General features: G+C 63.4%; 20 protein-coding genes and 3 pseudogenes. 12 read left to right on the forward strand and 11 right to left on the reverse strand.

What is annotated here, in order from left to right; genetic code table 11:
* The first annotated feature begins 79 nt into the window (after positions 1-79).
* The 4 genes and pseudogenes from L0U82_RS25335 to L0U82_RS40005 form a co-directional block, all read left to right on the forward strand.
* Complete coding sequence (locus L0U82_RS25335) at positions 80-1,237, forward strand: 2-aminoethylphosphonate--pyruvate transaminase (RefSeq protein ID WP_233835483.1); 1,158 nt, start codon at positions 80-82, stop codon at positions 1,235-1,237.
* Between the two features lie 19 nt (positions 1,238-1,256).
* The gene (phnA, locus tag L0U82_RS25340) at positions 1,257-2,525 is read left to right on the forward strand and encodes a phosphonoacetate hydrolase (protein ID WP_233835485.1); all 1,269 of its coding nucleotides are present in this window, start codon (positions 1,257-1,259) and stop codon (positions 2,523-2,525) included.
* Between the two features lie 90 nt (positions 2,526-2,615).
* Positions 2,616-4,064, forward strand: coding sequence for a phosphonoacetaldehyde dehydrogenase (gene phnY / locus L0U82_RS25345; protein WP_233835487.1), 1,449 nt, complete (start codon positions 2,616-2,618; stop codon positions 4,062-4,064).
* 309 nt (positions 4,065-4,373) lie between these two features.
* Positions 4,374-4,511, forward strand: a pseudogene (locus tag L0U82_RS40005) (LysR family transcriptional regulator); the annotation flags it as partial.
* Between the two features lie 285 nt (positions 4,512-4,796).
* Here the strand turns inward: L0U82_RS40005 and L0U82_RS25355 are convergent.
* The gene (locus L0U82_RS25355; protein WP_233835491.1) at positions 4,797-6,335 is read right to left on the reverse strand and encodes a serine hydrolase domain-containing protein; all 1,539 of its coding nucleotides are present in this window, start codon (positions 6,333-6,335) and stop codon (positions 4,797-4,799) included.
* Positions 6,336-6,461: 126 nt separating this feature from the next.
* Positions 6,462-6,749 (reverse strand): annotated as a pseudogene (locus tag L0U82_RS25360) (isocitrate/isopropylmalate family dehydrogenase); the annotation flags it as partial.
* A 169-nt stretch (positions 6,750-6,918) separates the two neighbouring features.
* Between L0U82_RS25360 and acnA the strand changes: the two are divergent.
* From acnA to L0U82_RS39765, 5 genes and pseudogenes are all read left to right on the forward strand, one after another.
* Positions 6,919-9,543: an aconitate hydratase AcnA gene (gene acnA / locus L0U82_RS25365; RefSeq protein WP_233835493.1), complete on the forward strand. Its 2,625-nt coding sequence runs from the start codon at positions 6,919-6,921 to the stop codon at positions 9,541-9,543.
* A gap of 46 nt (positions 9,544-9,589) precedes the next feature.
* A complete protein-coding gene (locus L0U82_RS25370) occupies positions 9,590-10,483 on the forward strand; it encodes a GntR family transcriptional regulator (RefSeq protein WP_233835495.1) in 894 nt (297 codons plus the stop codon).
* A 36-nt stretch (positions 10,484-10,519) separates the two neighbouring features.
* A complete protein-coding gene (locus tag L0U82_RS25375) occupies positions 10,520-11,254 on the forward strand; it encodes an ABC transporter substrate-binding protein (RefSeq protein WP_233835497.1) in 735 nt (244 codons plus the stop codon).
* Between the two features lie 497 nt (positions 11,255-11,751).
* On the forward strand, positions 11,752-12,189 hold the full coding sequence (locus tag L0U82_RS39760; RefSeq protein WP_326489778.1) for a TonB-dependent receptor domain-containing protein: 438 nt from the start codon (positions 11,752-11,754) through the stop codon (positions 12,187-12,189).
* A pseudogene (locus L0U82_RS39765) lies at positions 12,105-12,479 on the forward strand (TonB-dependent siderophore receptor); the annotation flags it as partial. The gene L0U82_RS39760 and the pseudogene L0U82_RS39765, both read left to right, overlap by 85 nt.
* An 85-nt stretch (positions 12,480-12,564) precedes the next feature.
* On the opposite strand, the gene L0U82_RS25385 reads toward L0U82_RS39765, so the two are convergent.
* Positions 12,565-13,386: a class II aldolase/adducin family protein gene (locus L0U82_RS25385; RefSeq protein WP_233835499.1), complete on the reverse strand. Its 822-nt coding sequence runs from the start codon at positions 13,384-13,386 to the stop codon at positions 12,565-12,567.
* Positions 13,387-13,635: 249 nt separating this feature from the next.
* Between L0U82_RS25385 and L0U82_RS25390 the strand changes: the two genes are divergently transcribed.
* Positions 13,636-14,964, forward strand: coding sequence for an MFS transporter (locus tag L0U82_RS25390; RefSeq protein WP_233835501.1), 1,329 nt, complete (start codon positions 13,636-13,638; stop codon positions 14,962-14,964).
* A 25-nt stretch (positions 14,965-14,989) separates the two neighbouring features.
* The gene (locus L0U82_RS25395; RefSeq protein WP_233835503.1) at positions 14,990-15,934 is read left to right on the forward strand and encodes a LysR substrate-binding domain-containing protein; all 945 of its coding nucleotides are present in this window, start codon (positions 14,990-14,992) and stop codon (positions 15,932-15,934) included.
* Here the strand turns inward: L0U82_RS25395 and L0U82_RS25400 are convergent.
* From L0U82_RS25400 to L0U82_RS25420, 5 genes are all read right to left on the reverse strand, one after another.
* Positions 15,912-16,736, reverse strand: a complete 825-nt coding sequence (locus tag L0U82_RS25400; RefSeq protein ID WP_233835504.1) for a TauD/TfdA dioxygenase family protein — start codon at positions 16,734-16,736, stop codon at positions 15,912-15,914. The two genes, L0U82_RS25395 and L0U82_RS25400, sit on opposite strands and share 23 nt — an antisense overlap.
* 28 nt (positions 16,737-16,764) lie before the next feature.
* A complete protein-coding gene (locus tag L0U82_RS25405; protein WP_233835505.1) occupies positions 16,765-18,096 on the reverse strand; it encodes a TRAP transporter large permease in 1,332 nt (443 codons plus the stop codon).
* Entirely contained in the window at positions 18,093-18,641 is a 549-nt protein-coding gene (locus L0U82_RS25410) for a TRAP transporter small permease subunit (protein WP_233835506.1), read from the reverse strand. The genes L0U82_RS25405 and L0U82_RS25410 overlap by 4 nt, the downstream gene beginning before the upstream one ends.
* A 10-nt stretch (positions 18,642-18,651) precedes the next feature.
* Positions 18,652-19,677, reverse strand: a complete 1,026-nt coding sequence (gene dctP, locus L0U82_RS25415) for a TRAP transporter substrate-binding protein DctP (RefSeq protein ID WP_233835507.1) — start codon at positions 19,675-19,677, stop codon at positions 18,652-18,654.
* Between the two features lie 79 nt (positions 19,678-19,756).
* Positions 19,757-20,500, reverse strand: a complete 744-nt coding sequence (locus tag L0U82_RS25420; protein ID WP_233835508.1) for an IclR family transcriptional regulator — start codon at positions 20,498-20,500, stop codon at positions 19,757-19,759.
* Between the two features lie 364 nt (positions 20,501-20,864).
* Here L0U82_RS25420 and L0U82_RS25425 point away from each other — a divergent pair, with 364 nt between their 5' ends.
* On the forward strand, positions 20,865-22,331 hold the full coding sequence (locus L0U82_RS25425) for an amino acid permease (RefSeq protein ID WP_233835509.1): 1,467 nt from the start codon (positions 20,865-20,867) through the stop codon (positions 22,329-22,331).
* A gap of 32 nt (positions 22,332-22,363) precedes the next feature.
* On the opposite strand, the gene msrA is transcribed toward L0U82_RS25425, so the two are convergent.
* From msrA to msrB, 3 genes are read right to left on the reverse strand one after another with little or no spacing between them, the layout of a single operon-like run.
* Positions 22,364-23,101, reverse strand: coding sequence for a peptide-methionine (S)-S-oxide reductase MsrA (msrA, locus tag L0U82_RS25430; protein ID WP_233835510.1), 738 nt, complete (start codon positions 23,099-23,101; stop codon positions 22,364-22,366).
* A gap of 45 nt (positions 23,102-23,146) precedes the next feature.
* On the reverse strand, positions 23,147-24,988 hold the full coding sequence (locus L0U82_RS25435; RefSeq protein WP_233835511.1) for a cytochrome c biogenesis protein DipZ: 1,842 nt from the start codon (positions 24,986-24,988) through the stop codon (positions 23,147-23,149).
* A 56-nt stretch (positions 24,989-25,044) separates the two neighbouring features.
* Positions 25,045-25,557 carry a peptide-methionine (R)-S-oxide reductase MsrB gene (msrB, locus tag L0U82_RS25440; protein WP_233835513.1) on the reverse strand — a complete coding sequence of 171 codons (513 nt, stop codon included), beginning with the start codon at positions 25,555-25,557 and terminating at the stop codon, positions 25,045-25,047.
* Positions 25,558-25,606 lie beyond the last annotated feature (49 nt).

Consider the following 25,606-nt stretch of genomic DNA (forward strand, 5'->3'; position numbering starts at 1 on the left):
GACCCGTAAAGTGAGCAAAGTGGCTTCAAGCACCGCAAAGCACCCGCACAGCACCAGAATCGCCCTCCAGGAGACATCGATGACCGGTTCCCCCCACGCCTCGCCGGCTAGTTCCGAAACCGGCGATCCGCTATTGCTCACGCCAGGCCCGCTCACGACCTCGCGCACAGTCAAGACCGCGATGATTCACGATTGGGGCTCCCGGGATGCCAACTTCATCGAGATCAATCGCTCCGTGCTGGCGCGCCTCACCGCGATCGCCAATGGCGCGGACGACTGGGTGAGCGTGCCGATGCAAGGCTCGGGTACCTTCGCGGTCGAAGCGATGCTCACGACCCTCGTGCCGCCCGGCGGCGAAGTGCTGGTGCTGATCAACGGCGCCTACGGCAAGCGTGCCAAACGCATTCTCGAGATCGCCGGACGCAAGACCGTTGTGCACGAAACTGCCGAAGATACGCCGCCCGACCTCGCCCATATCGAGAAGGTGCTGGCCGCCACGCCGTCGATCACGCATGTGTTCGTGGTCCACTGCGAAACCACCTCGGGCATCCTGAATCCGATTGCGCAGATCGGCGCAATCGCGGCCCGCCACGGCAAGAGCTATCTGGTCGATTCGATGAGCGCATTCGGCGCGTTGCCTATCGACGTGCGGGCCATGCATATCGATGCCATCGCCGCTTCATCGAACAAATGCATCGAAGGCGTGCCGGGTTTGGGCTTCGTGATCTGCCGGCGCGAAGCGCTGTCGCTCGCCAAGGGCAATGCGACGACGCTCGTGCTCGATCTTCACGACCAATGGACCAACCTCGAAAACACCAGCCAGTACCGCTTCACGCCGCCCACCCACGTGATCGTCGCGTTCCATCAGGCACTGCAGGAATTCGATGCCGAAGGTGGCGTCGCCGGACGTGGTGCGCGCTATCGCAACAACTGCGGGATTCTCGTCGAAGGGATGCGCGCGCTCGGCTTCAAGCCGTTGCTGCCCGAAGCGTTGCAAGCGCCGATCATCGTGACCTTCCACATGCCGGAGGACCCACGCTTCGAATTCCAGCGCTTTTACGACAGCCTGAAAGCGCGCGGCTATGTGATCTATCCGGGCAAGCTGACGGTGGCCGACTCGTTTCGTATCGGCTGCATCGGCCATCTCGGCGAGCGCGAAATGCGCGCCGCGCTCGGCGCGATCGGCGAAGTGCTCGATGAGATGGGCGTGAGCCGGCCCGTCGCCCGAACCGCTTGAAGGGGCAAAGGAGGATCCGATGAGCACGCTGCACGATACCGAACTGAGCGTCAACGGTCGCGATTACCGGTTTCCTTCGGTGCCAGTCGTCGTTATCTGCCTCGACGGTTCGGAGCCCGCCTATATCGAGGAAGCCGCGAAGGCCGGGCGCGCGCCCAATCTCGCGAAACTGCTGCGCACCGGCACGAGCCGCATCGCGCAGTGCGTGATTCCGAGCTTCACGAACCCGAACAATCTATCGATCGTCACGGGCCGGCCGCCGAACGTGCATGGCATCGCCGGCAACTACTTCTACGACCGCGCGAGCGGCGAAGAAGTGATGATGAACGACGCGCGCTTCCTGCGCGCGCCGACACTGTTCGCGGTGTTCCACGATGCCGGTGCCAGGGTCGCGGTGGTCACCGCGAAAGACAAACTGCGTACGCTGCTCGGCAAGGGGCTCGACTTCGCGAGCGGGCACGCGATCGCCTTCTCGGCCGAAAAAGCCAACGAGGCAACGCGCGAGCGCAACGGTCTGGGCGACGTGCTCGCGTATGTCGGCAGGCCGCTGCCCGATGTGTATTCGGCGGACCTGTCCGAGTTCGTATTCGCGGCGGGCGTGAAGCTACTCGACAGCTTCCGGCCCGACCTGATGTACCTGTCGACGACCGATTACGTGCAGCACAAGGCCGCGCCGGGTTCACCGAAAGCCAACGCGTTCTATGCGATGTTCGACCGTTATGTCGGTGCACTTGATGCGGCGGGCTGCGTGCTCGCCATTACCGCCGATCACGGCATGAACGACAAACATCGCGCGGATGGCGCCCCCGACGTGCTGTACCTGCAGGATCTGTTCGACGAATGGACAGGCACCGGACGCTCGCGCGTGATTCTGCCGATCACCGATCCGTACGTCGCGCATCACGGCGCGCTGGGTTCTTTCGCGACGATCTATCTGCCCGACGGTGTCGACGCAGCGCAAGCATCGGAGCTGCTCGAACGGCTGCGCCGGACCGACGGTATCCAGCTCGCGTTGACGAGCGCCGAGGCTTGCGAGCGCTTCGAGTTGCCGCCCGACCGGATCGGCGACATCGTCGTGATCGGCACCCGCGCCAAAGTGTTCGGCACCAGCGCGAAACGTCATGACCTGTCGGGGCTGACCGAACCGCTGCGCTCGCACGGCGGCGTCTCGGAAGAAAACGTGCCGCTGATCGTCAACCGCAAAACCGACTGGCCGGCGGACCGCGCGTTGCGCAACTTCGACATTTTCGACGTTGCGCTGAACCACGTGCTGCAGACCACCGAATAGCACCCTGCTCGCAACGGCCCGTGCGTGTCGCGCGTGTCGCATTAGCACGGCGCCGCGCGGCCCCTACCGTATCACTGGACGAGGTATTCGATGAACGTGATGAGCAAACCCGCAGTCAGGCAGGAAGCGATGCGCATCGCCGGCCGGCACGTGAGCACCGACGAACTGATCGACGTATTGAACCCGTACACCAACGAAGTCGTGGGGACCGTGCCCGCAGGCCGTCCCGAGCATGTACAGGAGGCATTTGCGAAAGCGCACGCATTCAAGCCGCGGCTCTCGCGTTTCGAGCGCCAGCGCATCCTGCAGCGCACGGCCGAATTGCTGAGCGAGCGCAAGGAAGACTTCGCGCGCCTGATCACCGCGGAATCGGGGCTGTGTTGGAAGGATGGTCTCTATGAGGCGAGCCGGGCCTTCGACGTGTGGTCGTTCGCGGCGCAACTCACCTGCAGGGACGACGGTGAGATCTATTCCTGCGATATCAGTCCAAACGGCAAGAACCGCAAGATCTTCACGACGCGGCTGCCGCTGCTCGGCGTGATCTCGGCGATTACGCCGTTCAATCATCCGTTGAACATGGTGAGCCACAAGCTTGCGCCCGCCATCGCGACCAACAACCGCGTCGTGCTCAAGCCCACCGAACTCACACCGCTTACCGCGCTTGCGCTGGCCGACGTGCTCTACGAAGCGGGCCTGCCGCCCGAGATGCTGAGCGTCGTCACCGGCAATCCGCGCACGATGGGCGACGCGATGATCACCGATCCGCACGCGGATCTGATCACGTTCACGGGTTCCGTGCGGGTCGGCAAATACATCGCGCAACACGCCGGCTATCGCCGCACGGTACTGGAACTCGGCGGCAACGATCCGCTGATCGTGATGGAGGATGCCGACCTCGACAAGGCCGCGCAGCTTGCGGTGACCGGTGCAACGAAGAACTCCGGGCAGCGCTGCACGGCGGTCAAGCGGATTCTCGTCGTGCAAAGCGTCGCCGATGAATTCGTCGAACGCGTGCTCGTGCATGCGAAGAAACTGAAGTGCGGCGATCCGATGGACCCATCCGTCGACGTCGGCACCGTGATCAACGAGGCGGCCGCGCAACTGTTCGAGCGTCGGGTTGCCGACGCACAGGCGCGCGGCGCGCGCGTGCTGTACGGCGCGCCGCGCCAGGGCGCGCTGTTTCATCCGACCGTGGTCGACCACGTGCCATACGACTGCGAACTGGTGCACGAAGAGACCTTCGGCCCGGTGATCCCCATCATTCGCGTGCCGGACGTGCTCGATGAAGTGATCCGGATTTCGAACTCGACCGACTATGGTCTTTCGTCGGGCGTCTGCACGAACCGGCTCGACTACATCACGCGCTTCGTGAAGGAACTGGAGGTCGGCACCGTGAACGTGTGGGAAGTGCCCGGCTATCGCACGGAGATGTCGCCGTTCGGCGGCATCAAGGATTCGGGCAATGGCTACAAGGAGGGCATGGTCGAGGCCATGAAAAGCTATACGAACGTGCGGACCTGGTCGATGCCCTGGGAGTGAGCAGCGGGAGAACCGACTGAAGAGCCACGCACGTTGCAATCCGGCGCAAGGGGAGATCCACTGGGCTCAGGCGCTGCTCGTTTCGGGCTCGCCACATGCCGCCGTGCCCTACTCTCGCGGATCGAACAGACTCAGATAAAGCGCTTCGATCGCCCGCCTGCCCGGCATCGCCGGATGCAGCAGCGACGCATCCAGCCATGCTCCGGGCGTGCCGAAACGATAGTCTTCGACATGGCCGAACAGCGGTTGAAGATCGACATGCGCGAGCCCTTCTTCGATTGCAGGCGAACGGTCGGCATCTCGACGAAGATGCTGATCGAGAAGATCCGCAATGGGCGGCTCGATTTCGCGCTGTGCCCGATTGCGCCGCAAGTCAGCGACGTTGATCTGAATATCGAGCGCTTGTACCGCTCGGAAGCCAGCATCATCGCGCGCAAGGGACATCCGCTCGCGCATGTCACGTCCGTGCGCAAGCTGGCGGATTGCGAATGGGTCAGCATCCGTCCGGCGAGGATCGTCGGCGGCGCGGAAAACCGGCTGATCAGCCGCCGTTCATCGCCGTTGACCATGGTCGCGCAGGAACTGGGCAGCATGCTGATTTCGTACTCGCGTCTGTTGCATGGTGCCGGATCGGTGCGAAGCCAAGCCGAAAAAAGCCGAGCGCGGCGGTTCGCTCAAGCATCTGGCTGCATTGGGTGGACCTGTGCCTGTCGTGGTCCGCCCTCGCCTCGATCAGTCCGACAGCGTGCCGTTCAGATCCTCGTGACGCAGCGCGCCGCCGTTGATGTTCACTTCCCGCCGGAACACGAGCCGCGTGCCGTCGAATTCGGCGATGACAGTGTCGCGAAACGCGGTTTCGGCAAAAATCCACGTCATCTGCAAGCGCCGTTCGTCGACCCAGCACGCGCGCGCGACGACCGGGCTGTGGACCAGGTGATAACCGTGATGCAGATCGCTGCCGGGCATGTCGGTACGCGTTTCGATCCAACGGTCGAAGCCCGCGACGATCGTGTGAGGCCCGTGCGCATCGATGAGTCTGAATGTGCAGCGATCGTCCGCGAAACCGAATTCGAGCGTTTGCACGCCGTGCGGGTTCGACGCGATCGTGAAACGCCGCGCGCCGGAATTCATCGGCGCGCGCACCGCGCGATCCGCGAGCTTCCACGGCGCGGGCGCATCGGGGCTCTGCCATGCGGCGAGTCTGGCCGTGAGACGCGCATCGGCCGCGGCGGCTTCGCGTGCGGCGGTGCTGTCCGCCTTCGGATCACGAAATGCCACCGGAAAATAACGGTCGATATGCGGAAACAATCGTCCACTGCCCTTGATTGCGCCGGTGACGGCAAGCGCCGCCCCATGCGCGGGGAACACCGTGACCATCTGCACGAACCGGCCAATTGCGCTGAAGTTGCCGTCGCCGCGGGTCCACCAGTGATAGCCATATTTGAACGGCTCGCCATGCGGCTGGGTCGCCTGCTTCACCCATTGTTCAGGCAACAGACGGCGCCCTTCCCAAACACCGTTTTGCGCGTGCAGAAGGCCGAGCTTCAGCATATCGGCCATCGTGGCCGTCAGACCGTTGCCGCCCGGATTGATGCCGTCGGGCCCGATGTCCCACTTTTCGCCGTGGATGCCGAGCGGCTCGAAGATGCGCGGTTTCAGATAGTCGTGCAGCGTCTCGCCGGTCACGCGGCTCAGGATCGCCGACAGCACGTAGCTCGCCGCGCTGGTGTACATGAACGCGCTGCCCGGTTGATGCACGAGTGGGATCCTGAAAAACTCGGCGATCCAGCTCGACTGCAACGAACGCCATGCCGCGCCGGAGGTCTCCCCTTCGTGACCGGTGCGCATCGTCAGCAGATCTTCGATCGTCATTTGCGCGAGCCAGTCCTGGCCATTGCCGGCTGAGGCGTCCGGCGCGGGACGCGCCTCGGGGAAAAAGTCCACGACCTTGTCGTCGAGCCGGAACAGCCCGTCGGCCAGCGCCAGACCGATCGCGCACGCTGTGAAGCTCTTCGCCACCGAGTGCAGGATGCGCGGGCGGTCCGCGCGATACGGCCAGCGCCATGCCTCGGCGACGACATGGCCGCGGTGATACAGCATCAACGAATGCAGGTCGAGGCCGGCCGCGTCGACGTCGTCGAGAAAAGCGCCGATCGCATCGGCATCGGCGCCGGTAGTGGACGGCGCGGCGCGCGTCAGCCCATCTCGATGCGGCGCGGTGGCCAGGACCGCGGTCGATGTGGTGGCTGGATCGACGGCACGGTCGGACATGAATTCTCCCTATGGAACGCTGGATCGACGATAACGGCGGCAAACAACGCCGGGCACCGCATGCGGCGCCCGGCGCAATGATCGTAGACTGCCCCGCCTTACGAAGGAAGCCAGTTCAACCAGTCATTATCCGGAAATCGGATCGGCGTGAAGCAGGCGCGAGCCGAGCGCGTCGGCGACCCGCGCGCCGAATGCGCGGCAGCTCATCGTGCCGCCCAGATCCGCGGTGCGGGTTGCGCGATCGGCCAGCCCCGTGTCGACGGCGGCGTCGATCGCGTCCGCGGCGGCAATCAAAGCGGCTTGCGCGCGATGTTTGCCGATCCAACGCATCAGCATGCCGACGGACAGGATCATCGAGGTCGGATTGGCCTTGTCCTGATGCTGGATATCCGGCGCCGAGCCGTGTTGCGCCTGCGCGCAGGCCGATTTTTGTCACCAGGCGAGCGGGTACGGCGCGGTCGTTGTCCTTGTTGTTGGTTCGCCGTTGCCGGATTGAACAGCACGGCACGCCCGCCAGCCCTTTTTTCTGACAGGCACGCTTCTTTGATTGCATTTTTCCAGATACAAATGCAAAAATAGCGCAATGGAAAACAACTATTCCCCAACCCAGGCGCGGCTCGTGGTCGACGGCGCCAGCTTTCGCTATGTCGATCTGCCCGGCCTATTCGGCGACACGTTGCGCAAGCTGCCGGTCGTGCTGCGTCTGCTGCTGGAAAACGTGGTCCGCAACACGGATGGCGACGAGCGGCGCGCAGCCGTCGAAGGCATTCTCGGCTGGACCGCGCGCGCGACCAGCGAGACGGAGATCGCATTCCAGCCGAGTCGGGTGCTGATGCACGACACGACCAGCACTCCCGCGCTCGTCGACATCGCCGCGATGCGCGACGCGCTCGCCGAAGCCGGCGTCGATCCCGCAGTGCTCAATCCCGTGCTGCCGGTCGACTCGTCGGTCGACCACTCGCTCGCGGTCGAACATTTCGCGAGGCCGGACGCGGCGCCGCTCAATCTGCAGCTCGAACTTCGCCGCAACGCTGAGCGCTACCGGTTTCTGCGCTGGGCGTCCGGTGCGCTCAAGGGTGTGCGGATCCATCCGCCGGGCACCGGGATCATGCATACGATCAACCTGGAGCAGCTCGCGAGCGTGGTGTCGGTCGTCGATCACGCCGGCGAAACCTGGGCCGTGCCCGATACGCTGATCGGTACGGACAGTCACACGCCGATGATCAACGGCATCGGCGTACTCGGCTGGGGCGTGGGCGGACTCGAAGCGCAGACGGTGATGTTCGGCATGCCGGTGATGCAACGTATTCCCGACGTCATCGGCGTCCGTCTGAGCGGCGCGCTGCGCGCGGGCGTGCTGGCCACCGACCTCGCACTGACCGTCACGCACCGGCTCCGCGAGATCGGCGTGTCGGGCGAGTTCGTCGAGTTCTTCGGGCCGGGCGTCGCGACGCTAAGCGCGGGAGAACGCTCGGTCGTCGCGAACATGGCGCCGGAATACGGCGCGTCGACAGGATTCTTTCCGGTCGATCGGCACACGCTGACTTACCTGCGCTCGACGAATCGTTCCGCCGACGCGATCCGGCTGGTCGAAGCGTTCACCAGACAGACCGGCCTGTGGTTCGATCCGGCCAACGAGCCGCGCTATACGAAAACCATCAGCATCGATCTCGCGAGCATCGGCATGCACGTGGCAGGACCGCGCCGCCCGCAGGATCTGCTCGATTATTCGCAGATGCCGGCCGCGCTGGCGAAGCTCGCATTCCAACCCGCGCGCGTGCACCCCGCGATGCCGCCGCATCCCGTGGCAATCGCCGCGATCACGAGTTGCACGAACACATCCGATCCGGCCTTGCTGATCGCTGCCGGGCTGGTTGCGCGCAACGCGCGCGCGCTGGGGCTCAAGGTGCCCGCATGGATCAAGACCTCGCTCGGCCCCGGTTCGCCTGCTGCCGCCGCGTATCTCGAACGCGCGGGTCTGCTCGACGAACTGGCCGCGGTCGGCTTCGATATCGTCGGATACGGCTGCACGACATGCATCGGCAATTCCGGCGCGCTGACGGAACCGATACGCGCGGCAATGGCCGACCAATCGGTTTATCCGGTGGCGGTGCTGTCGGGCAACCGGAACTTCCCCGGCCGCATCCATCCGGACATGGACCTCGGTTTCATCATGTCGCCGCCGCTCGTGATCGCGTTTGCACTGGCGGGCAACGCGGCGATGGATTTGAGCAGCGAGCCGCTTCAAACAACAGCCGACGGCAAGCCGGTCTATCTCAGCGATCTGTGGCCGACGACGCAGCAAGTTGCGGAACTCGTCAGCGCGGCGGCCGATCCGCTCGACTACCCGCGCGCGTTCGCGCTGGCGAGCCGCAATCCGTCATGGCACGAGCTCGATGCACCCAGCGGCGCGCGGTTTCCGTGGAGTCCGACGTCGACCGCGCTGCGCCGGCCGCCGTTTGCGTCGGTCGCCGAAGGCAGTCAGCTCGGCCGCTACCGTGCTTATCCGTTGCTGGTACTCGGCGACGACATCACGACCGATCACATCTCGCCTGCCAGCGGCATTCCGAAAGACAGCTTCGTCGCCGACTTTCTGGTCTCGCGCGGAGACGACCGCGACGATCTCAACGTGTTCGCGTCGCGCCGTGGCAACTGGGAAGTGATGATGCGTGCGGCGTTCTACAACCGCACGCTGGTGAACCGGCTGCGGGCCGGCATGCCGGTCGCTCATACGTTGCATGTGCCGAGCGGCGACGTGCTGCCGATTTTCGAGGCCGCCACGCGCTATCGGCAAGACGGCGACGCGGTAGTGCTGGTCGCGGGCGAGCGGTACGGCACCGGTTCGTCGCGCGACTGGGCTGCCAAGGGGCAGCGCCTGCTCGGCATTCGCGCGGTACTGGCGGTGAGCTTCGAGCGGATTCATCGCTCGAATCTGATCGGCATGGGTATTCTGCCGATACGCTTCGCACCTGGCATCAGCCCGAACACACTCGATCTGCAAGCTGGCGATATGCTCGAAGTCGATGCAACTGCCGATGCGCTGTCGCCCCGCTGCGCGATTGCCGTGCGTGTCGTGCGCGCGGATGGGCGCGTCGAACCGGTGGCGGCGACTGCCGCTGTCGAGACGCAACTGGAGTGTCGGCTGCTGCGTTCCGGCGGCGTAATTCCTCTGATATTGCAGAACACGCTGGCTGCACAAAAGGCTTGACCGTGACCACCATTGCGCTTGCACGCCGGCAAAAAGGACCATTCCGATGATCGAGCGTTCCATTGCGACCCAGATCATCGAGTTGATCAAGACCGAAGGACTGCAGGCCGGCAGCCATCTGCCCGCGCAGATGCTGGCCGACCGCTTGCGGGTGTCGCGCTCGCCGGTCAATGAGGCGCTCGCGCTGCTGCACGAAAAAGGCATGTTGACGCGCGAAAAGAATCGCGGCTTCTTCGTCGCAAAGCCGGTTGTCGAACCGCTTGCCGAGGTGGTTGGAGAACTGGGCCTCGATGAAACGGACCCCGTCACCCGCGTGTATTTCCAGATCGCCGACGACCTGCTGACGGGCAAGCTGTCCAATGAATTCCCGGAGCAACTGATCCGCAGCCGCTACAGCCTCACGAGCGCGCAACTGGGCGCCGTACTGGGGCGCATCGCTAACGAGGGCTGGGCCGAGCGCAAGCCCGGCTACGGCTGGCGATTCTCGCCGATGCTGACAACCACGGACAGTCTTCTGCAGTCGTACCGTCTGCGCCTCGCACTGGAACCGGCGGCGCTGCTCGAACCCGGCTATCACCTTGCGCCCAGGATTCTGCAGCGCTGCCGTGCCGTCGAACTTCATCTGCTCGCCGGTGGAATCGAAACCGATACCGCGGATCAACTGCACGATCGTGGCGTGCGTTTTCATGAATCGCTAGTCGAAGCGTCGGGCAACAGCTTCTTTATCGACGCGATCAAACGCGTCAACCGGGTTCGCCGGTTGCTGTCCTATCGATCGATGCAGCACCGCGAACGTTATGTGGAACACTGCAAGCAGCATCTGCATGTGCTCGATCTGCTCGAACGCGAGCGCAACGAAGAGGCATCCGAAACGCTCCGTCAGCATCTGTTGCATACGCTCGAGGCGCTGTCGCGCATCAGCGGAATTCTCAAACCTTGAACCGCGCTCGCCGAATGCGGCCAACCCGGAGTATCCATGAACATCGATCAAGCTGTCGTCACCGCGTTCACGCCGACTGGGAAGCTGCGCGCGTCGATCAATCTCGGCAACCCGATTCTCGCCAACCGGGATCCAGTTTCGGGCGAGCCTGTCGGCGTATCGATCGATCTCGCGCGCGCGTTTGCCGAACGCCTCGCGGTCGAACTGGAACTGGTGGTGTTCGACGCGGCGGGCAAATCCGTTGAAGCCGTGGGCGACGAGCGCGCCGATATCGGTTTTTTCGCGGTCGATCCGCTGCGCGGCCAGGCGATCGCCTTTACCGCGCCTTATGTGCTGATAGAGGGCTTCTACCTCGTTCGCGAGAACTCACCGATTCTCTCCAACCAGGATGTCGATCATTCGCACAATCGCGTCGCGGTTGGCAAAGGCAGCGCGTACGACCTGTATCTGTCGCGCGAGCTGAAAGCCGCGCAGATTGTCCGTGCGCCAACCTCACCGACCGTCGTGCAGACTTTCGTCGAACAGAACCTCGAAGTCGCGGCGGGCGTGAAGCAGCAACTCGAGGCGGACGCGCGCAAGCTGCCGGGATTGCGGCTTCTCGATCAGCGCTTCATGGTGATCCAGCAGGCGATGGGCACGCCCAAAACACGCGGTGACGCGGCAGCGGCGGTTCTGCGGCAATTCGTCGAAGAGATGAAAAAGTCCGGCTTCGTTTCGGCCTCGCTCGCGCGGCATGGCATTGCCGGCGCGTCGGTTGCACCTGCTGCCTGATCACCAGGCCCTACCGCGCCATCACCATCCCGAACGTTTTCAGCCTGGCCGCTCGCACCGATCGGCCAGGCTGGCTCATTGTCTGAACGTATCGTTGCATGCACGCATCGACGTGCGAGCCGGATATCGAAATAGTCGATCGCGATCGCTGGATTTGCCCTTCCAGGACGAATTCTGAATAACTACATTCTCCTTATCGATGAGGAAATAAACAGATAACAAGCGGATTTCCACATCAGTGCCCGAGCCACGTCGCGCCATTCAGCGATGCTCCCGGCAACTCGGCCAGTGACCCCTCTCGCCGATCGCATTTTCAGCATCATCTGACGTTCGGTTTGATGTAAAACGACCGCTATCAGAACAATCCGCCGGTGCAGTCGGTCAGTACGCCGCAGAACCTGTTCAACCGAGTCGTGCTGCCCGCACCGGTGCGTACCACGCCGATCGTCGAACTGCCGCAGGACAGCCGGGACACCGGCGTCTATATTTACGGCGCGGTGACGATCGCCAATCGCCTGACGGCCATCGGCGTAACTTTTCTGTTGCGCCCCGATACCTTGATCTACGCGAGTTATATGACTGGGCTGCAGGAAACCGGGCTCGCGCCGACCACGGCCGTCAACGCATTCCAGACGCTGTTGCCGACCACTGCGAAGCAGAAGGAAATCGGTATCCGTTCGACCGCTCTTTACGGCCTCAGTACGACCCTCGCGTACTTCGACATCAACCGCGGTACCGAGCAGCTCAACGAGCAGAATGTGTTCTGGTCGACGGCCGCTCGATCTACTAGGGGGTTGAGGCGTCGCTTGGCGGTGAAGTCAACCGGGGGTGGTCATTCAACGTCGCTGGTCAGTATCTGCATGCAGGCACTTCGGGTGCGTCGAATCCGGCGCTGTCGGGCACCCAACCCGAGAACACGCCCAACTTCACGCTGAGCATGAGCGTTACCTATCACCCGTGTATCCTGCCCGGCAGCAGTCTGAGCGCGGGCATGTTCCGCACCGGCGCGCAAGCGGTCAATAACGCGAATCAGGCGTTCATCCCCGCTTACACGGTGTACACGCTCTGCGCCGGCTACGCAACGCGTATCGCGGGCCATCGCACGACGTTTGCGCTGAACGTCAATCGCCTCACCAACGACCGGCATTATTCCGCCGCAGGTAACGGGTTGCTGATCGTCGGGCCGGCGCGCTCGATCCGCTTTTCGGCCCGGACCGAGTTTTAAGCAAAGGGTTGCGGCGGAGCTTGCCGGATCTGTCTGGCGCGGAGCGGGTCTGCGCGGGTTGGCGGCTGGCTGGCTCCGCGCCGCTTCACTGCGACAAACTCCCCGCGTAAACACTCAAATCCCGATTCTCGCGAAGCACCTGCTGATACAAGCCCTGAAAACCGAGCCACGCGACATAGTCCGACGCCAGATGCCGACGCGTCGCGCGCGCTTCGTCGGCGCTGAGCGGCTGCAACGGTCCGGCTGCCTCGGCGAGCAGTTGCACCTGCGCACAACGCTCCATCGCAATGAAACGGTACAGCGCGGCATCGACGCTCGAGCCGATCGTCAGCAACCCGTGGTTCAACAGGATTGCGGCCTTGCAATCGCCCATCGTCCGCGCGATCCGTTCGCCTTCGTCCGTGGCCAGCACGACGATGTCGCCGCGGAACACCACGTGGTTTTCATAGAACTGGCAGGCCTCCTGGTTGATCGGTTCGAGTAGTCTTTCGCGCGCGGCGAATGCCCGGCCATAGGTCGTATGCGTATGCACCGCCGCCGTCACCGAATGATTGACGCGATGAATGCCGCAATGAATCGCCACCGCCGCCGCGTTGATCGGCCCCGTCCCATAGTGCACGCCGCCATCGCTGTCGATACACATCAGGTCGTCCGGATGAATGGTCGAGAAGTGCTGCGCGTATTGATTGACCCAGTAACGGTCGGCGTGCTCCGGGTCGCGCACCGTCACGTGACCGGCAATACCTTCGGTCAGCCCGAAACGCGCGAGCAGCCGGAACCCGGCCGCGAGCTTCAGCTTGCAGTGACGCCGTTCGTCCTCGATGTTTTCATAGACGCGCGGCACCGGCAGTTTGCCGCCGATGGGAGTCGGGATCTGATAGTCGTCGTTCAAATCGGTCACGCACATACGACACCTTTGCAATGAGAGAAAAAATGCGCTGCTGCCGCGCTCGCGGACAGCGCGCTTTCAGTGCTCATTGTGTGGCGTTGGAATACCGGCGTCGATGGCGGTTTGCTCAATGTCCTGTGAGCTTTTGTCAATGGACTTCCTAAATGTCACAGGAGAGATACTTTTCGTGGATTGCCACGGAAATTCGGCGAGTGCTAAATGTTCTCCTGAACCACGCCCTCCTCTCTTCGTACGACCGGACTTCCGATGCCGAATCCCGCTACCGAGAACGCACTGCCGCCTGACCTGATGAAGCGCATCGTATGGCGCCTCGCCCCACTGATGGTGCTGATGTACGTGGCCAATCAACTCGATCGCGCCAACGTCGGTTACGCGTCGTTGACGATGAACGCGGAACTGGGCATGAACGCCGCGCAATACGGACTGTCGGCGAGTCTGTTCTTTCTCGGCTACATCCTGTGCGAGGTGCCGAGCAATCTGTGCATGCATCGTTACGGCGCGCGGCGCTGGATGACCCGCATCCTCGTGAGCTGGGGGATCATGTCGTCGCTGACGAGTCTCGTGCCCGACGTTCACTGGCTGTACGCGGCGCGCTTCATGCTAGGCGTGCTGGAAGCCGGCCTGTATCCGGGCATGGTGTACTACCTGACGCTGTGGATGCCCGCGCGCAACCGCGTATGGATGATGTCGTTGTTCACGATGTCGATTCCGCTGACCGGCATGCTGGGCGCACCGGTGTCGACGTGGATCATGCAGCACGTGAGCGTGTTTGGCGTCACCGGCTGGCGCGCGATGCTGATGCTCGAAGGGCTGCCGGCCGTCGTGCTCGGCGCCGTCGCGTGGTTCTATCTGCCCGATGGCCCGCATGCGTGGCGAGGTTTGAGCGACGCCGACCGCCAGGCGATTCGCACGGCTTTGTCGCAAGAGCAGCAAGGCGCCGCGACGACGGTGCAACCGCACAACGTGCGCGCCGCGCTGACGAACCCGAAGGTCTGGGGGCTCGGCTTCGTGTACTTCGGCATCAACTCGGGAATCATCGGGCTGCTGTACTTCCTGCCGCAAGTGGTGAAGACGTTCAACGGCGGCGCGCACTATTCGCTGACGCAAATCGGACTGATCACGTCGGCGCCGTTTGCCGTCGCCGTGGTCAGCGTGATCGTGTGGGGCAGGATCGTCAGCCGCACGCGCGTGCATGCGCTCTATGTGGCGGGTCCGCTGCTGGTCTGCGCGGCGGCGCTCGCGAGCGCGCTCTATCTGGGTTCGCCGCTCGTCACGGTGGCGGTGCTAGCCGTCGGCACCTCTGCGTGTTTCTGCAGCATCAGCACGTTCTGGCAGATGCCGAGCCGCATCCTGACCGATCGTGCGGCGGCGGCCGGTATTGCGCTGATCACCAGCATCGGCGTGTCGTCGGGCTTTTTCATGCCGTATCTGATCGGCTGGGTGCGCGATGAAACCGGCTCGTTCCAGTTGGCGTTCATCGGCATTGCGGTCGCGATGATCATCGGCGCGGCGCTCGCGCTGATGCTCGACCCCGAGCGGCGCCGCGCACCGGTGGCGGGCATGGCACTAAAATGACCGGTTTGTCCGTGGAGGGCCAGCCGTGTCATTGCGCCGAGGAATCCCCAGTCTGAGCACGTTGCAGGCATTCGAAGCATCCGCCCGTCATCAAAGCTTTTCGAAGGCCGCCGCCGAATTGAATCAGACGCACGGCGCGGTCTGCAAAAAGGTCAACGAACTCGAAGCGAGCCTCGGCGTCGCGCTATTCGAGCGGGTCAAGCAGCGTCTGGTGCTGACCGAAGCCGGCGCCGACTACGCGCATCGGATCCGTATCAATCTGGAGCAGATCCGCCAGGACACTCATCAACTGCTCGCCGCGAACCGCGAAAGTTCGACGTTGCGCGTCGCCGTCGGCGTCACGTATGGCGCGCAGTGGCTGGTGCCGCGGCTGCCCGGATTTCAGCGCCTCTATCCAGACATCCATGTGCGCCTGACCGGTCGCGATCAGCCCACCTACTTCCATGATCTGAGCTTCGACGTCGCGATTCACTTCGAACAGTCGCCGCTGCCGGGGCTCGCCAGCAAACTTCTGCTGGCGGACGACGAAGTATGGATGGTGGCGGCGCCCGCCGTTGCCGACGAACTTGCGACGCGTGATATCGCGTCGATGCCGTGGATTCACACGCGCGATCTGCCGACGGTATGGATGGCATGGAGCGAAACCGCGGGGCTTGAAGAAACCCGGCACCTGCTGCGCGATGGCAGCGATCATTTCTTCGATTTCTTCATCATGGCGATTCGCGCGGCGGTCGCCGGCCTCGGCGTGGCGCTGCTGCCGCGCGTGCTGATCGAGCAGGAACTGGCGACGCGCCAACTGGTTCGCGTCAGCGACTACGCGGCGATCAACTCGCAGAAGACCTATCTGATGTTTCCGGAGCAGAAGCGCGACTGGGCTCCGCTTGCTGCGTTCGCCGCGTGGATCGAAGCGGAGATGACGCGTTATCGGGCGACGGCCTCATTGCCTCTTAACGCGGCACATCCCCTTTGAGCGTGATCCGCTGCATGACCCGCCTGAAGCCGTGATAGTCGTTGACCGGATTGTGCTGCGCCGAGCGATTGTCCCAGAACGCCAGCGCATTCGGCGTCCACACGAAACGGCAGGTGAACTCCGGCTTCACCTGATGCCGGAACAGAAACTCCAGCAGCGGTGCGCTCTCATCGTTCGTCATGCCGTCGATACCGACCGTATGCGCGATATTCACGTACAGGCTCTTGCGCCCGCTCTCCGGATGCGTGCGCACGATCGGATGCAGCGCGACCAGATCCTCGACCTTGGTGTCCTTGCCATCGGTGCGGATGCGATCCTCGCGCGTGCGCGACACGTCCGCCTTCGCCGACGAATTGATGCCCTTCAAGCCTTCGAGCAACCGCTTCATCGTATCGGACAGCGCCTCGTACGCGAGCTGCTGATTCGCGAACATCGTGTCGCCGCCATAAGGCGGAATTTCGCGCGACAACAGCATCGAGCCCATCGGCGGCACTTGCAGATACGTGGTGTCCGAGTGCCAGATACCGCCAAAATTGCTCCGCTCGTCTTCGAGCTTCTTCACTTCGATGATCGTCGGATAGCCGTCGATGCCCTTCACGAACGGATATTCGATCGGCTCGCCCATCGCGGTGGCGAAGTCGAGAAACTGCCGCGCGTTCAAATCCTGATCGCGCAGGAAGATAACCAGATGATCGTTTAGCGCGCCGCGCAGTTCGGCGGCCAGATCGCGCGATACACCTTTGGACAGATCGACGCCGGAGATTTCCGCGCCCAGCGCGCCGGCCACTTTTCGTATTTGCATGTGAGCTCCTTGATTCGTGGCGCGCGGCTTAGCTCGCGCCGAGCAGCATCGTCGATAGTGAGGGGAACACGCCGATCAGCGCGAGTACGGCCATCATGATGAACACGTACGGCAGCGTGCCGAGCACGATACGCCGCAACGGCACGTCGGGCGCCACGCTCTGAACGACGAACAGGTTCAGGCCGACCGGCGGATGAATCAGCGCCATCTCCATGTTGATCACGACCACCACGCCGAACCAGATCAGATTCCAGTGATACGCCTGCACCACGGGCACCAGCACAGGCATCGTCACGACGATGATCGCGATGGTCTCCATGAAGCAGCCGAGAAAAATCAGCAGCACGTTGATGCAGATAAACAGCACCCACGGCTGCACATGCGCGGCCGCGACGGTCTGCGTCAGCGACTGCGCGACCTGGCTCGTCGTCATCACATAGCCGAACACGATCGCCGATGAGATCACCGCGAGAATCATCACGCTGCTTTGCGCGGCGTTGACGAGAATCTGCCGGAACTTGGTCCACGACAGTTCGCGATATACGACACCCGCGAGCACCAGACTCGCGACGATGCCGAGCGATGCAGCTTCCTGCGGCGTTGCGAGTCCGCGATACAGCGAGCCGAGAATGATCAGGATCAACAGCGCGAACGGGCCGATGTCTTTCAGCGCGACGATCCGTTCACGTACGCTCGCGAGCGGCCGCGTGCGCTGCTTTTTGCCCGCCGCGCCTGCCGCGCCGCCGTGCTCGCGGTCGCGAATCGCGAGAATCATCTGATAGGCACCGAACGAGGCCGCCATGATCGCGCCAGGCACCAGCGTCGCGATGAACAGCTTGCCGATCGATTGCTCGGCGATCACGCTATAGATGATCAGCGGGATGCTCGGCGGCAGCAGGATGCCGAGCGTGCCGCCGGCCGCCACCGCGCCGCACGCGCGTCCTTGCGGCACGCCGTGGCGGCGCATTTCGGCGACCGCGAAGCCGCCGATGGCCGCCGCCGTCGCCACGCTCGATCCGGACACCGCCGCCATCACGCCGCAGGCGAGTGTCGTCGCGACCGCGAGGCCGCCGGGCACGCCGTCGAGAATCTTCGCGAGCGCCGAGTACAGGCGCGCGCCCATGCCCGATGCGGACACGATTGCCCCCATGAACATGAACATCGGCACCGACGTCAGCGCCAGCGTCGCGACCGAGCCCCAGTACGTGCTCGGAATCAGACTGAGCGCGTCCCAGCCGCCGCCCGTGATGTACAGCGACGCGAGCGCGACGAACAACAGCGCGAACGCGATCGGCACGCCGAGCGACAGCGTCGCGAGCAACCCGCCGAACATGCCCGCGCCGATCAGGATCTGGTTCATTCCTTTCTCCCGAGCAGCATGTCGTCCATTGCGACTTCGCGGCCCTTCGGCTCGCTGGCGAAGACGATCGTCAGCAGGCGCGTGATCTGCGCGACGCACAGCAGCAGCATGCCGGCCACGAAGCCGGTGTACGGGATCCACAGCGGCAACGAGAACATCCCCCACGAGCGCTCGCCGCTCGTCCAGGCGTCCCACCAGAAATCGATCGCGAGGCGGGTCATCGCGAGCGCGACCGCCGTCACGATCAACGTCGAGATACACGCGAGCACCTGCTTGCCGCGCTCGCCCAGATGCGCGCTGAGCACATCGACCTTCAGATGCCTTCCCTGCCATGCGAGCGCCGCCATGCCGACGAAGGTCATGTAAGCCATCAGGTAGGTGGTGACTTCGGAGACCCACACGTCGGATAGACGCAGCACCTCGCGCGCGAGCACGCCGTAGGAAATCACGAGCACGGTGACGATCACCGCGGCGCCGACGGACAGCGCGACGCCACGGCAGAGCGCATCGAATGCACGTGAAAAGCGATCGATTACGGCGCGCATCACAGCCTCATTACTTGTAGAGCGCAAGGCTCTGGTCGAGCAGACGGCCGCCGTCCGGCACTTCCGCGCGGAACTTCGGGAAGCTGACTTTCTGGAACAGCGCCTGCCACTGATTCCATTCGTCGAGCGTCATCTTGTGGATCGTCACGCCGTGGCTCGCGAACAGTTGCGCGACACGCTTGTCGTCGGCCTTCGCGCCTTCGAATGCCTGCTGTTCGAGGCTCTGCCCGACGTCCGTCAGAATCTTCTGCTGCGCGGGCGTGAGCTTGTTCCACGTTTTCATGCTGATCGCGATCGGCTCGATCGTGTAGTAGATGCTGTAGTTCTCCGGCGAGTTGTAGTACTTCGCCACTTCGTACATGCGGAACGAGCCGAACGTACCCGACGAGGTCCACAGGCCATCGAGTAGGCCCAACTGCATCGCGCTATAGGTTTCGGACGAGGCCATCGACACCGTGCTCGCGCCCGCGCTTTGCAACGCGGCTTCCATCATCTTGCCGGCGCCGCGCACTTTCATTTTGTCCAGATCGGCGGGCAGATTGATCGGTTTGGATTTCGATGCGGCGCCGCCGGAAATCTGGATCCAGCACAGCGTCTTGAAACCGTACGCTTCGATCTTCGCTTCGAGCTCCTTCCACACCGGCGAGGTGCGGAACTTGTAGACGTCGTCGTGCGTTTTCCACAGACCCGGCAGCAGGATCAGGTTCAACTGCGGAATCGCGCCCGCCGCGTAGATGTACGGATAGATCGCGAGATCCGTGCTGCCGCTGCGCAGCGCGGTGTGCATGTTCAACGACTTGACCAGCGACTCCGCCGGAAAGATGTTGATATGAATCTTGCCGCCCGATTTCTGCTCCACTTCCTGCGCGAATTTCTTGCCGGTCTGTACGACGTAGTCGTTCGGGTCGTCAGGCCATTGATGCGCCATTTTTAGCGTAATGGTGTCGTCCGCGTGAGCAACATTCATCATGCCTGCCAGTGCTCCGGCAGCGATCAGCAGGCTGGCGAGTCGTTGAATCCGCCACTTTCGGGTCAAGCGCAATCCTTGCATCAGCGTCTCCGTGGGTTGTGTCCTTATACGTATTGCTTGTCGTGCGTTGCCTATCTTCTGCTTGCTACGGTGTGCCGCGGCGCGCGTCGGTTTCGATCTGCGCGAGCGCCGCGTGCATTTGCGCCGCGATGTTGTCCAGCGCGTTTTCCATCCGGTAGCGAGGTCCGGCCACTGCAATGCCGAGTACTTCGCGATTCAGGTGCACCGGCATCGCGACGGCGAACACGTCGCTGACGCTCTCGCCGCGCGTCAGGAAGTAACCGCGCCGCTTCGATTCGGCGATGTCGTTCGCGATCGCATCGGCCGCCGTCAGCGTGTGTCCGGTGATCGCATTGAGTTCGGCGCTCGCGAGCCATGCGGCGAGGCTCGCGTCGTCGAGTTCGCCGAGCATCGCCTTGCCGATCGAGGTCGAATGCAGCGGCTTTCTCGCCCCTGCCGGCGCGCTGTAGCGAATCGTCTGCGGCCCCTCGTACACGACCAGATAGACGATCTGATCGCCCTGCCGCTTGCCGACGATCACCGTTTCCGACGTCGCCTCGCGCAGTGCGAGCAGTTGCGGTTCGATCCGTTCGAGAAACGGATCGTGCGCGGCGATCGTCAGCGCCATGTCGACGAGGCGGCGAGTCGGATACAGCTCTTTGCGGCGGCCCGTCACATACAGATAGCCGCGCTCGATCATCACCCGCACGACGCCGTGGCTCGTGCTGACCGGCATATCCGACGCCTCGGCCAGCTCCGACAGCGCGAGCGGCCGGCAGGCGGCTTCAAACGCCTCGAAGATGCTCAGTGCGCGGTCGGTCGGCTTCAATTTCGTAGTTTCGAAAAGTATTTTGGATAGGCGAAACGAGTATAAGAGACAACGCGGCGCGTGCGGGCACCGATTCGATCGGGGAAAACCCTTTGGGAAAGCCGCGGAGCGCGTGAAATCCGCAAGCGGGCAACAGGCCGATGACCGGCCGATAACGGGCAGATAACGGGCAGATCGCACACCCTCTTATTCACTTTGCTTTTGATCCGGCCTAGACTGAATTCAGACTTCCGTCCGCCAATCAAGCTTTTACGCATGACCGTTGCCGTTGCGCGGCAACGGATGCTGTCGCTGTCGTGCTTCGCGAGCCGACGCAATGCGAGCCGGTTCGTGCCCAATCAACAATCGAACGGGACGACTCATCATGGCTGATACGGGTTATATGGCGCGGAAGACAGTTGCCGATATCGTCGGCAGTGCCGACGCGGACGAAGGTCACAAGCTGTCGAAAACGCTTGGCGCGGCCAGCATCACCGCGATGGGCATCGGCGCGATCATCGGTGCCGGCATCTTCGTGCTGACCGGTACGGCCGCCGCGCAGTTCGCGGGACCGAGCATCATGTTGTCGTTCGTGCTGGGCGGTATCGCGTGCGCGTTCGTCGGCCTGTGCTATTCGGAACTCGCGGCGATGCTGCCGGTGTGCGGCAGCAGCTACACGTACACGTATGCGACGCTCGGCGAAATCTTCGCGTGGATCATCGGCTGGGACCTGATCCTCGAATACGCGATGGGCGCGGCGACCGTCGCGGTCGGCTGGTCCGGCTATATCGTGAGCCTGCTGCGCAACGTCGGCATCGACATTCCCGCTACCCTCTCCGCGGCGCCCGGCACGGTCGTCAAGCTCGCCGATGGCAGCACGGTGACCGGCCTTATCAATCTGCCGGCGATCTTTATCGTCGCGGTGCTGACCACGATGCTCGTGCTCGGCACCAAGGAATCGGCGCGGATCAACAACGTGATGGTCGCGGTCAAGCTGGTCGTGGTAGTCGCATTCATCGCGATCGGCTTCTTCTTTATCAAGCCGGAAAACTGGCATCCGTTTATCCCGGCCAATACCGGGGAGTTCGGCAACTACGGCATGAGCGGGATTCTGCGCGGCTCGGCGGTGGTGTTTTTCGCGTTCATCGGTTTCGATGCGGTGTCCACCGCCGCGCAGGAAGCGCGCAAGCCGCAGCGCGACATGCCGATCGGCATTCTCGGCTCGCTCGTGATCTGCACGGTGCTGTATATCCTCGTCGCGGGTGTGCTGACCGGGCTCGTGCCGTACGGCGAACTGAACGTGCCCGATCCGATTGCGAAAGGCGTCGATGCGATCGGGATGAACTGGTTCTCGATTCTGATCAAGATCGGCGCGCTGACCGGGCTAACCACGGTGATTCTCGTGCTGTTGTACGGACAGAGCCGGATCTTCTTCACGATGTCGCAGGACGGCTTGCTACCGCCGTTTTTCGCGCGCGTGCATGACCGTTTGCATACGCCTTATCTGAGCCAGATGCTGATCGGCACGGTCGTTGCCATCGTCGCCGCGTTGACGCCGATCGGCGTGCTTGGCGAGATGGTCAGCATCGGCACGCTGTTCGCGTTCGTGCTCGTGTGCGGCGCGGTGATGTATCTGCGCCGCAGCGATTCCGATGCGATGCGGCCGTTCCGCGTGCCCGGCGTGCCGATCGTGCCGATCCTCGGCATCCTGTTCTGTCTGCTGCTGATGGTCGGCCTGCCGCTCGTCACGTGGCTGCGGCTCGTCGTGTGGCTCGTGATCGGCATGGCGATTTATCTGTCGTATGGCCGCCATCATTCGGTGCTGCGTTATCCGGAGCGCCACAAGAGATGAGCCGAACATGAGCAAAGCGGCAACGCCTTCCGTTACGCGCCCGTCTTCAGCAGCACCGGATCGGTCAGATACAGCTTCGGGTACATGCGCTGCAGTTCCCGCACCTTCGGCAGATCGTTGACGACGATATACGGGTAGTCCGGATGCAGCACGAGGAAATTCTGGTGATAGTTCTCGGCCGGATAAAAGCCCTTGAAGTCCTCCACGCGTGTGACGATCGGCGCTGAAAACACATGCGCGTTGTTCAACTGCGTGATGTAAGACTGCGCGATGCCGCGTTGCTGCGCATTAGCCGGAAAAATCGCCGAGCGATACTGCGTGCCGTGGTCCGGGCCCTGGTAGTTCAGCTCGGTCGGATCCTGCACGACCGAGAAGAAAACCTGCAATAGCTGGCCGTAGCTGATCTGCGTCGGGTCGTACGTGATCTGCACCGACTCGGCGTGACCGGTATCGCCCTCGCTGACGGTCTCGTATTGCGCGGTGCCGGCCGCCCCGCCCGAATAACCGGCGGCAACCTGTTTGACGCCGCGCACGTGTTCGAACACGCCTTGAACTCCCCAGAAGCAGCCGCCGGCGAATACGGCGGTCTCGCTATGGCTTGCGCCGACTTTTTCGTCCTGCGTGGGCGCCGGAATCTTGACCGCCGCTTCGGCCGAGTTCGCGAAGCGCTGCGCGGCGAACACGCTCGCCGCGACAGCGATGCATCCAGCCAGTTTCACGAGGTTTGAACGCCTGCTGCGAGCCGCGTTACGGACAGAGTTCGATTGCATGATCTGATTCCTTGAAAATGATTGAGTCATGACGTCCGGCACGGATCAGCCGAACGTGAACGAGTACGCTTGCACGCCGGGGTCCAGAAACTCGATCGAGAACGTGTGGTCCGCGATATCGCCGCTCTGGCGCACGAGCTGATACAGACGCTGTTCGGTCACGGTGCCGCTGCCGTCGGCGGCGACATCGGTGCCGTGCGCGGCGCCTGGTGCCGCACCATCCACGCTGACGCGGAAACGCACCGGCTTGCCGTCCTTACCCGGACCCAGCACGAGGTGCAGATCGCGCGCATGAAAGCGGTAGACGATGCGTCCCGATGGCGCTTCAAGCGTCGCCGATTCAGCGCCCACCTTCCATGCACCCGCCAGCCCCCAGGCGTTGACGCCGGGCTGTGACGGCGCTGCATAGGTGTGCACCTTGTCTTGCGCTTCGCCGCCGGGCGACGCGAAATTCTCCGCGCGCTCGTAGCCGATATAGGTTTCCGGCGACTGGATGTCGGCATTGTCGGCGGCCGCCTCGACGCCTTGCGCGCTGGCTTTATCGATACCGATCGCGATCTTCGAAGCATCGGCATGGCCTGCTTCGGCGAGCAGTTGTTGGATCACCTTTTCCGACTCCGCGTAGTCGCCCTCACCGAAATGGTGATAACGGATCTGCCCTTTGCCGTCGACGAAGTAATGCGCCGGCCAATACTGATTGTTCAGCGAGCGCCAGATCGCGTAGTTGTTGTCGATCGCGACCGGATAGTCGACCCCGAGGTCGTGCGTGGCCTTCTTCACGTTGTCGATATTGCGTTCGAACGCGAACTCCGGCGCATGCACGCCGATCACCACGAGCCCCTGATCCTTGTATTTCTGCGCCCATGCTTTGACATACGGCAGCGAGCGCAGGCAGTTGATGCACGAATAGGTCCAGAAATCGATCAGCACGACTTTGCCCTTCAGGTCCTGCATCGTCAGCGGCGGCGAATTCAGCCATTGGACGGCGCCGTTGAGCGGCGGCAATACGCCCTCGACCGGCAACGCGGCGGCGGCATCCGGCGTGGGTTGCGCCGCGCGCATCATCGCGCCGTTTGCGGCAGGTTGCGCCGACATCATCATGTCGTTGCCCGCGCCGCTAGCTGCGGCGTCGGCCGTCGCTACCGCGTTGCCGGGTGCCGCATGAGGCGCGAACCTGTCCACCAGTTTTTGCTCGATGCCGCCGGTCGCGACCGTCGATATCCGCGTCAACAGACCGGTATCCAGACCGAGTGCAATCGCCACCACGCCACACAGCATCGCCGCGCCGATGCCGCGGCGAATCCATTCGCCCGCGCCCAGCGAGCGCTTCATCGCCGTAAATACCCGCCCGCCGATCAGCAGCGCGATGGCGAGCGACGTCGCGGCACCCGCCGCATACGCGAGCAGCAACAGCGTGGTGCCGATGCTGGCGCCTTGCAAGGCCGCGCCGGTCAGCACGAGGCCGAGAATCGGACCAGCGCACGGCGCCCACAGCAGACCGGTCGCGATGCCCAGCAGAAACGACGAACCGATGCGAGTCTCGCGGCCGTCCGCCTGCGCGAAGTTCGAAAGGCGATTTCCGACGTTGACCAGCGGACGCATCAAGTGGTCCGCGAAACGTGGAAACAGCAGCGTCAGGCCGAAGATCGCCAGCAACGCGACCGCGAGCCAGCGGCCATACTGGTTAGCCTGGGTGACCCAGCCGCCGCCTACCGCGGCGAGCGTGGCGACGAGCGCGAAAGTCAGCGCCATGCCCGCGAGCAGCGGCAAGCCGCTGCGCACGAAGGGCTGATCGGCGCGCGCGAAAACAAACGGCAGCACGGGCAGAATGCACGGACTGAGAATCGTCAGGGCACCGCCGAGATAGGCGAGAACGATGAGTAGCATGTGGGTTCCGGACGTTGTTGGAAGCGATTCGTTGTATTCGTTGTCATTGCGCCGGCTCAGGCCGCAGCCGGTGTGAAGGTCAAGGCGACGCCATTCATGCAATAGCGCAGGCCAGTCGGCCGCGGACCATCGTCGAACACGTGACCGAGATGGCCGCCGCAGCGCCGGCAGTGAACCTCGGTGCGCGACACGCCGAACGAATGATCCGCGCGCGTGACCACCGCATGGTCGAGCGGCGCCCAGAAGCTCGGCCAGCCGGTGTGGCTGTCGAACTTCCTGCTCGACGCGAAAAGATCCAGCCGGCAGCCGGCGCAGCCGAATACGCCGGTCCGATGTTCGTCGTTCAACGGACTGCTGTAAGGGCGCTCGGTGCCTTCGCGGCGCAGTACCGCATACTGCGACGGGCTCAGCAGCGCCTGCCACTGCTCGTCCGTATGGACGACGTCAAAGTGCTCGCCCGTCTCGCTGGCTTCGACCGGTGCGGCCTCCCCGACACGCCAGCGGCTCGCGGCCGCCAGCGCCGCCACCGCGGCCGCGCCACCCAACAGGAACTGTCTTCTGCCTTTCATGATGTGCGCTCCTTGCGCCGAATTCACGGCAACTGCGGCTATGCTAGGG

Source organism: Paraburkholderia sp. ZP32-5 (genome assembly GCF_021390495.1).
Classification (GTDB): Bacteria; Pseudomonadota; Gammaproteobacteria; order Burkholderiales; family Burkholderiaceae; genus Paraburkholderia.

Coding starts and splice junctions, on each gene's coding strand:
- L0U82_RS25335 (WP_233835483.1), top strand. CDS start 80: ATGACCGGTTCCCCCCACGCCTCGCCGGCTAGTTCCGAAACCGGCGAT.
- phnA (WP_233835485.1), top strand. CDS start 1,257: ATGAGCACGCTGCACGATACCGAACTGAGCGTCAACGGTCGCGATTAC.
- phnY (WP_233835487.1), top strand. CDS start 2,616: ATGAACGTGATGAGCAAACCCGCAGTCAGGCAGGAAGCGATGCGCATC.
- L0U82_RS25355 (WP_233835491.1), bottom strand. CDS start 6,335: ATGTCCGACCGTGCCGTCGATCCAGCCACCACATCGACCGCGGTCCTG.
- acnA (WP_233835493.1), top strand. CDS start 6,919: ATGGAAAACAACTATTCCCCAACCCAGGCGCGGCTCGTGGTCGACGGC.
- L0U82_RS25370 (WP_233835495.1), top strand. CDS start 9,590: ATGATCGAGCGTTCCATTGCGACCCAGATCATCGAGTTGATCAAGACC.
- L0U82_RS25375 (WP_233835497.1), top strand. CDS start 10,520: ATGAACATCGATCAAGCTGTCGTCACCGCGTTCACGCCGACTGGGAAG.
- L0U82_RS25385 (WP_233835499.1), bottom strand. CDS start 13,386: ATGTGCGTGACCGATTTGAACGACGACTATCAGATCCCGACTCCCATC.
- L0U82_RS25390 (WP_233835501.1), top strand. CDS start 13,636: ATGCCGAATCCCGCTACCGAGAACGCACTGCCGCCTGACCTGATGAAG.
- L0U82_RS25400 (WP_233835504.1), bottom strand. CDS start 16,736: ATGCAAATACGAAAAGTGGCCGGCGCGCTGGGCGCGGAAATCTCCGGC.
- L0U82_RS25405 (WP_233835505.1), bottom strand. CDS start 18,096: ATGAACCAGATCCTGATCGGCGCGGGCATGTTCGGCGGGTTGCTCGCG.
- L0U82_RS25410 (WP_233835506.1), bottom strand. CDS start 18,641: ATGCGCGCCGTAATCGATCGCTTTTCACGTGCATTCGATGCGCTCTGC.
- L0U82_RS25425 (WP_233835509.1), top strand. CDS start 20,865: ATGGCTGATACGGGTTATATGGCGCGGAAGACAGTTGCCGATATCGTC.
- msrA (WP_233835510.1), bottom strand. CDS start 23,101: ATGCAATCGAACTCTGTCCGTAACGCGGCTCGCAGCAGGCGTTCAAAC.
- L0U82_RS25435 (WP_233835511.1), bottom strand. CDS start 24,988: ATGCTACTCATCGTTCTCGCCTATCTCGGCGGTGCCCTGACGATTCTC.
- msrB (WP_233835513.1), bottom strand. CDS start 25,557: ATGAAAGGCAGAAGACAGTTCCTGTTGGGTGGCGCGGCCGCGGTGGCG.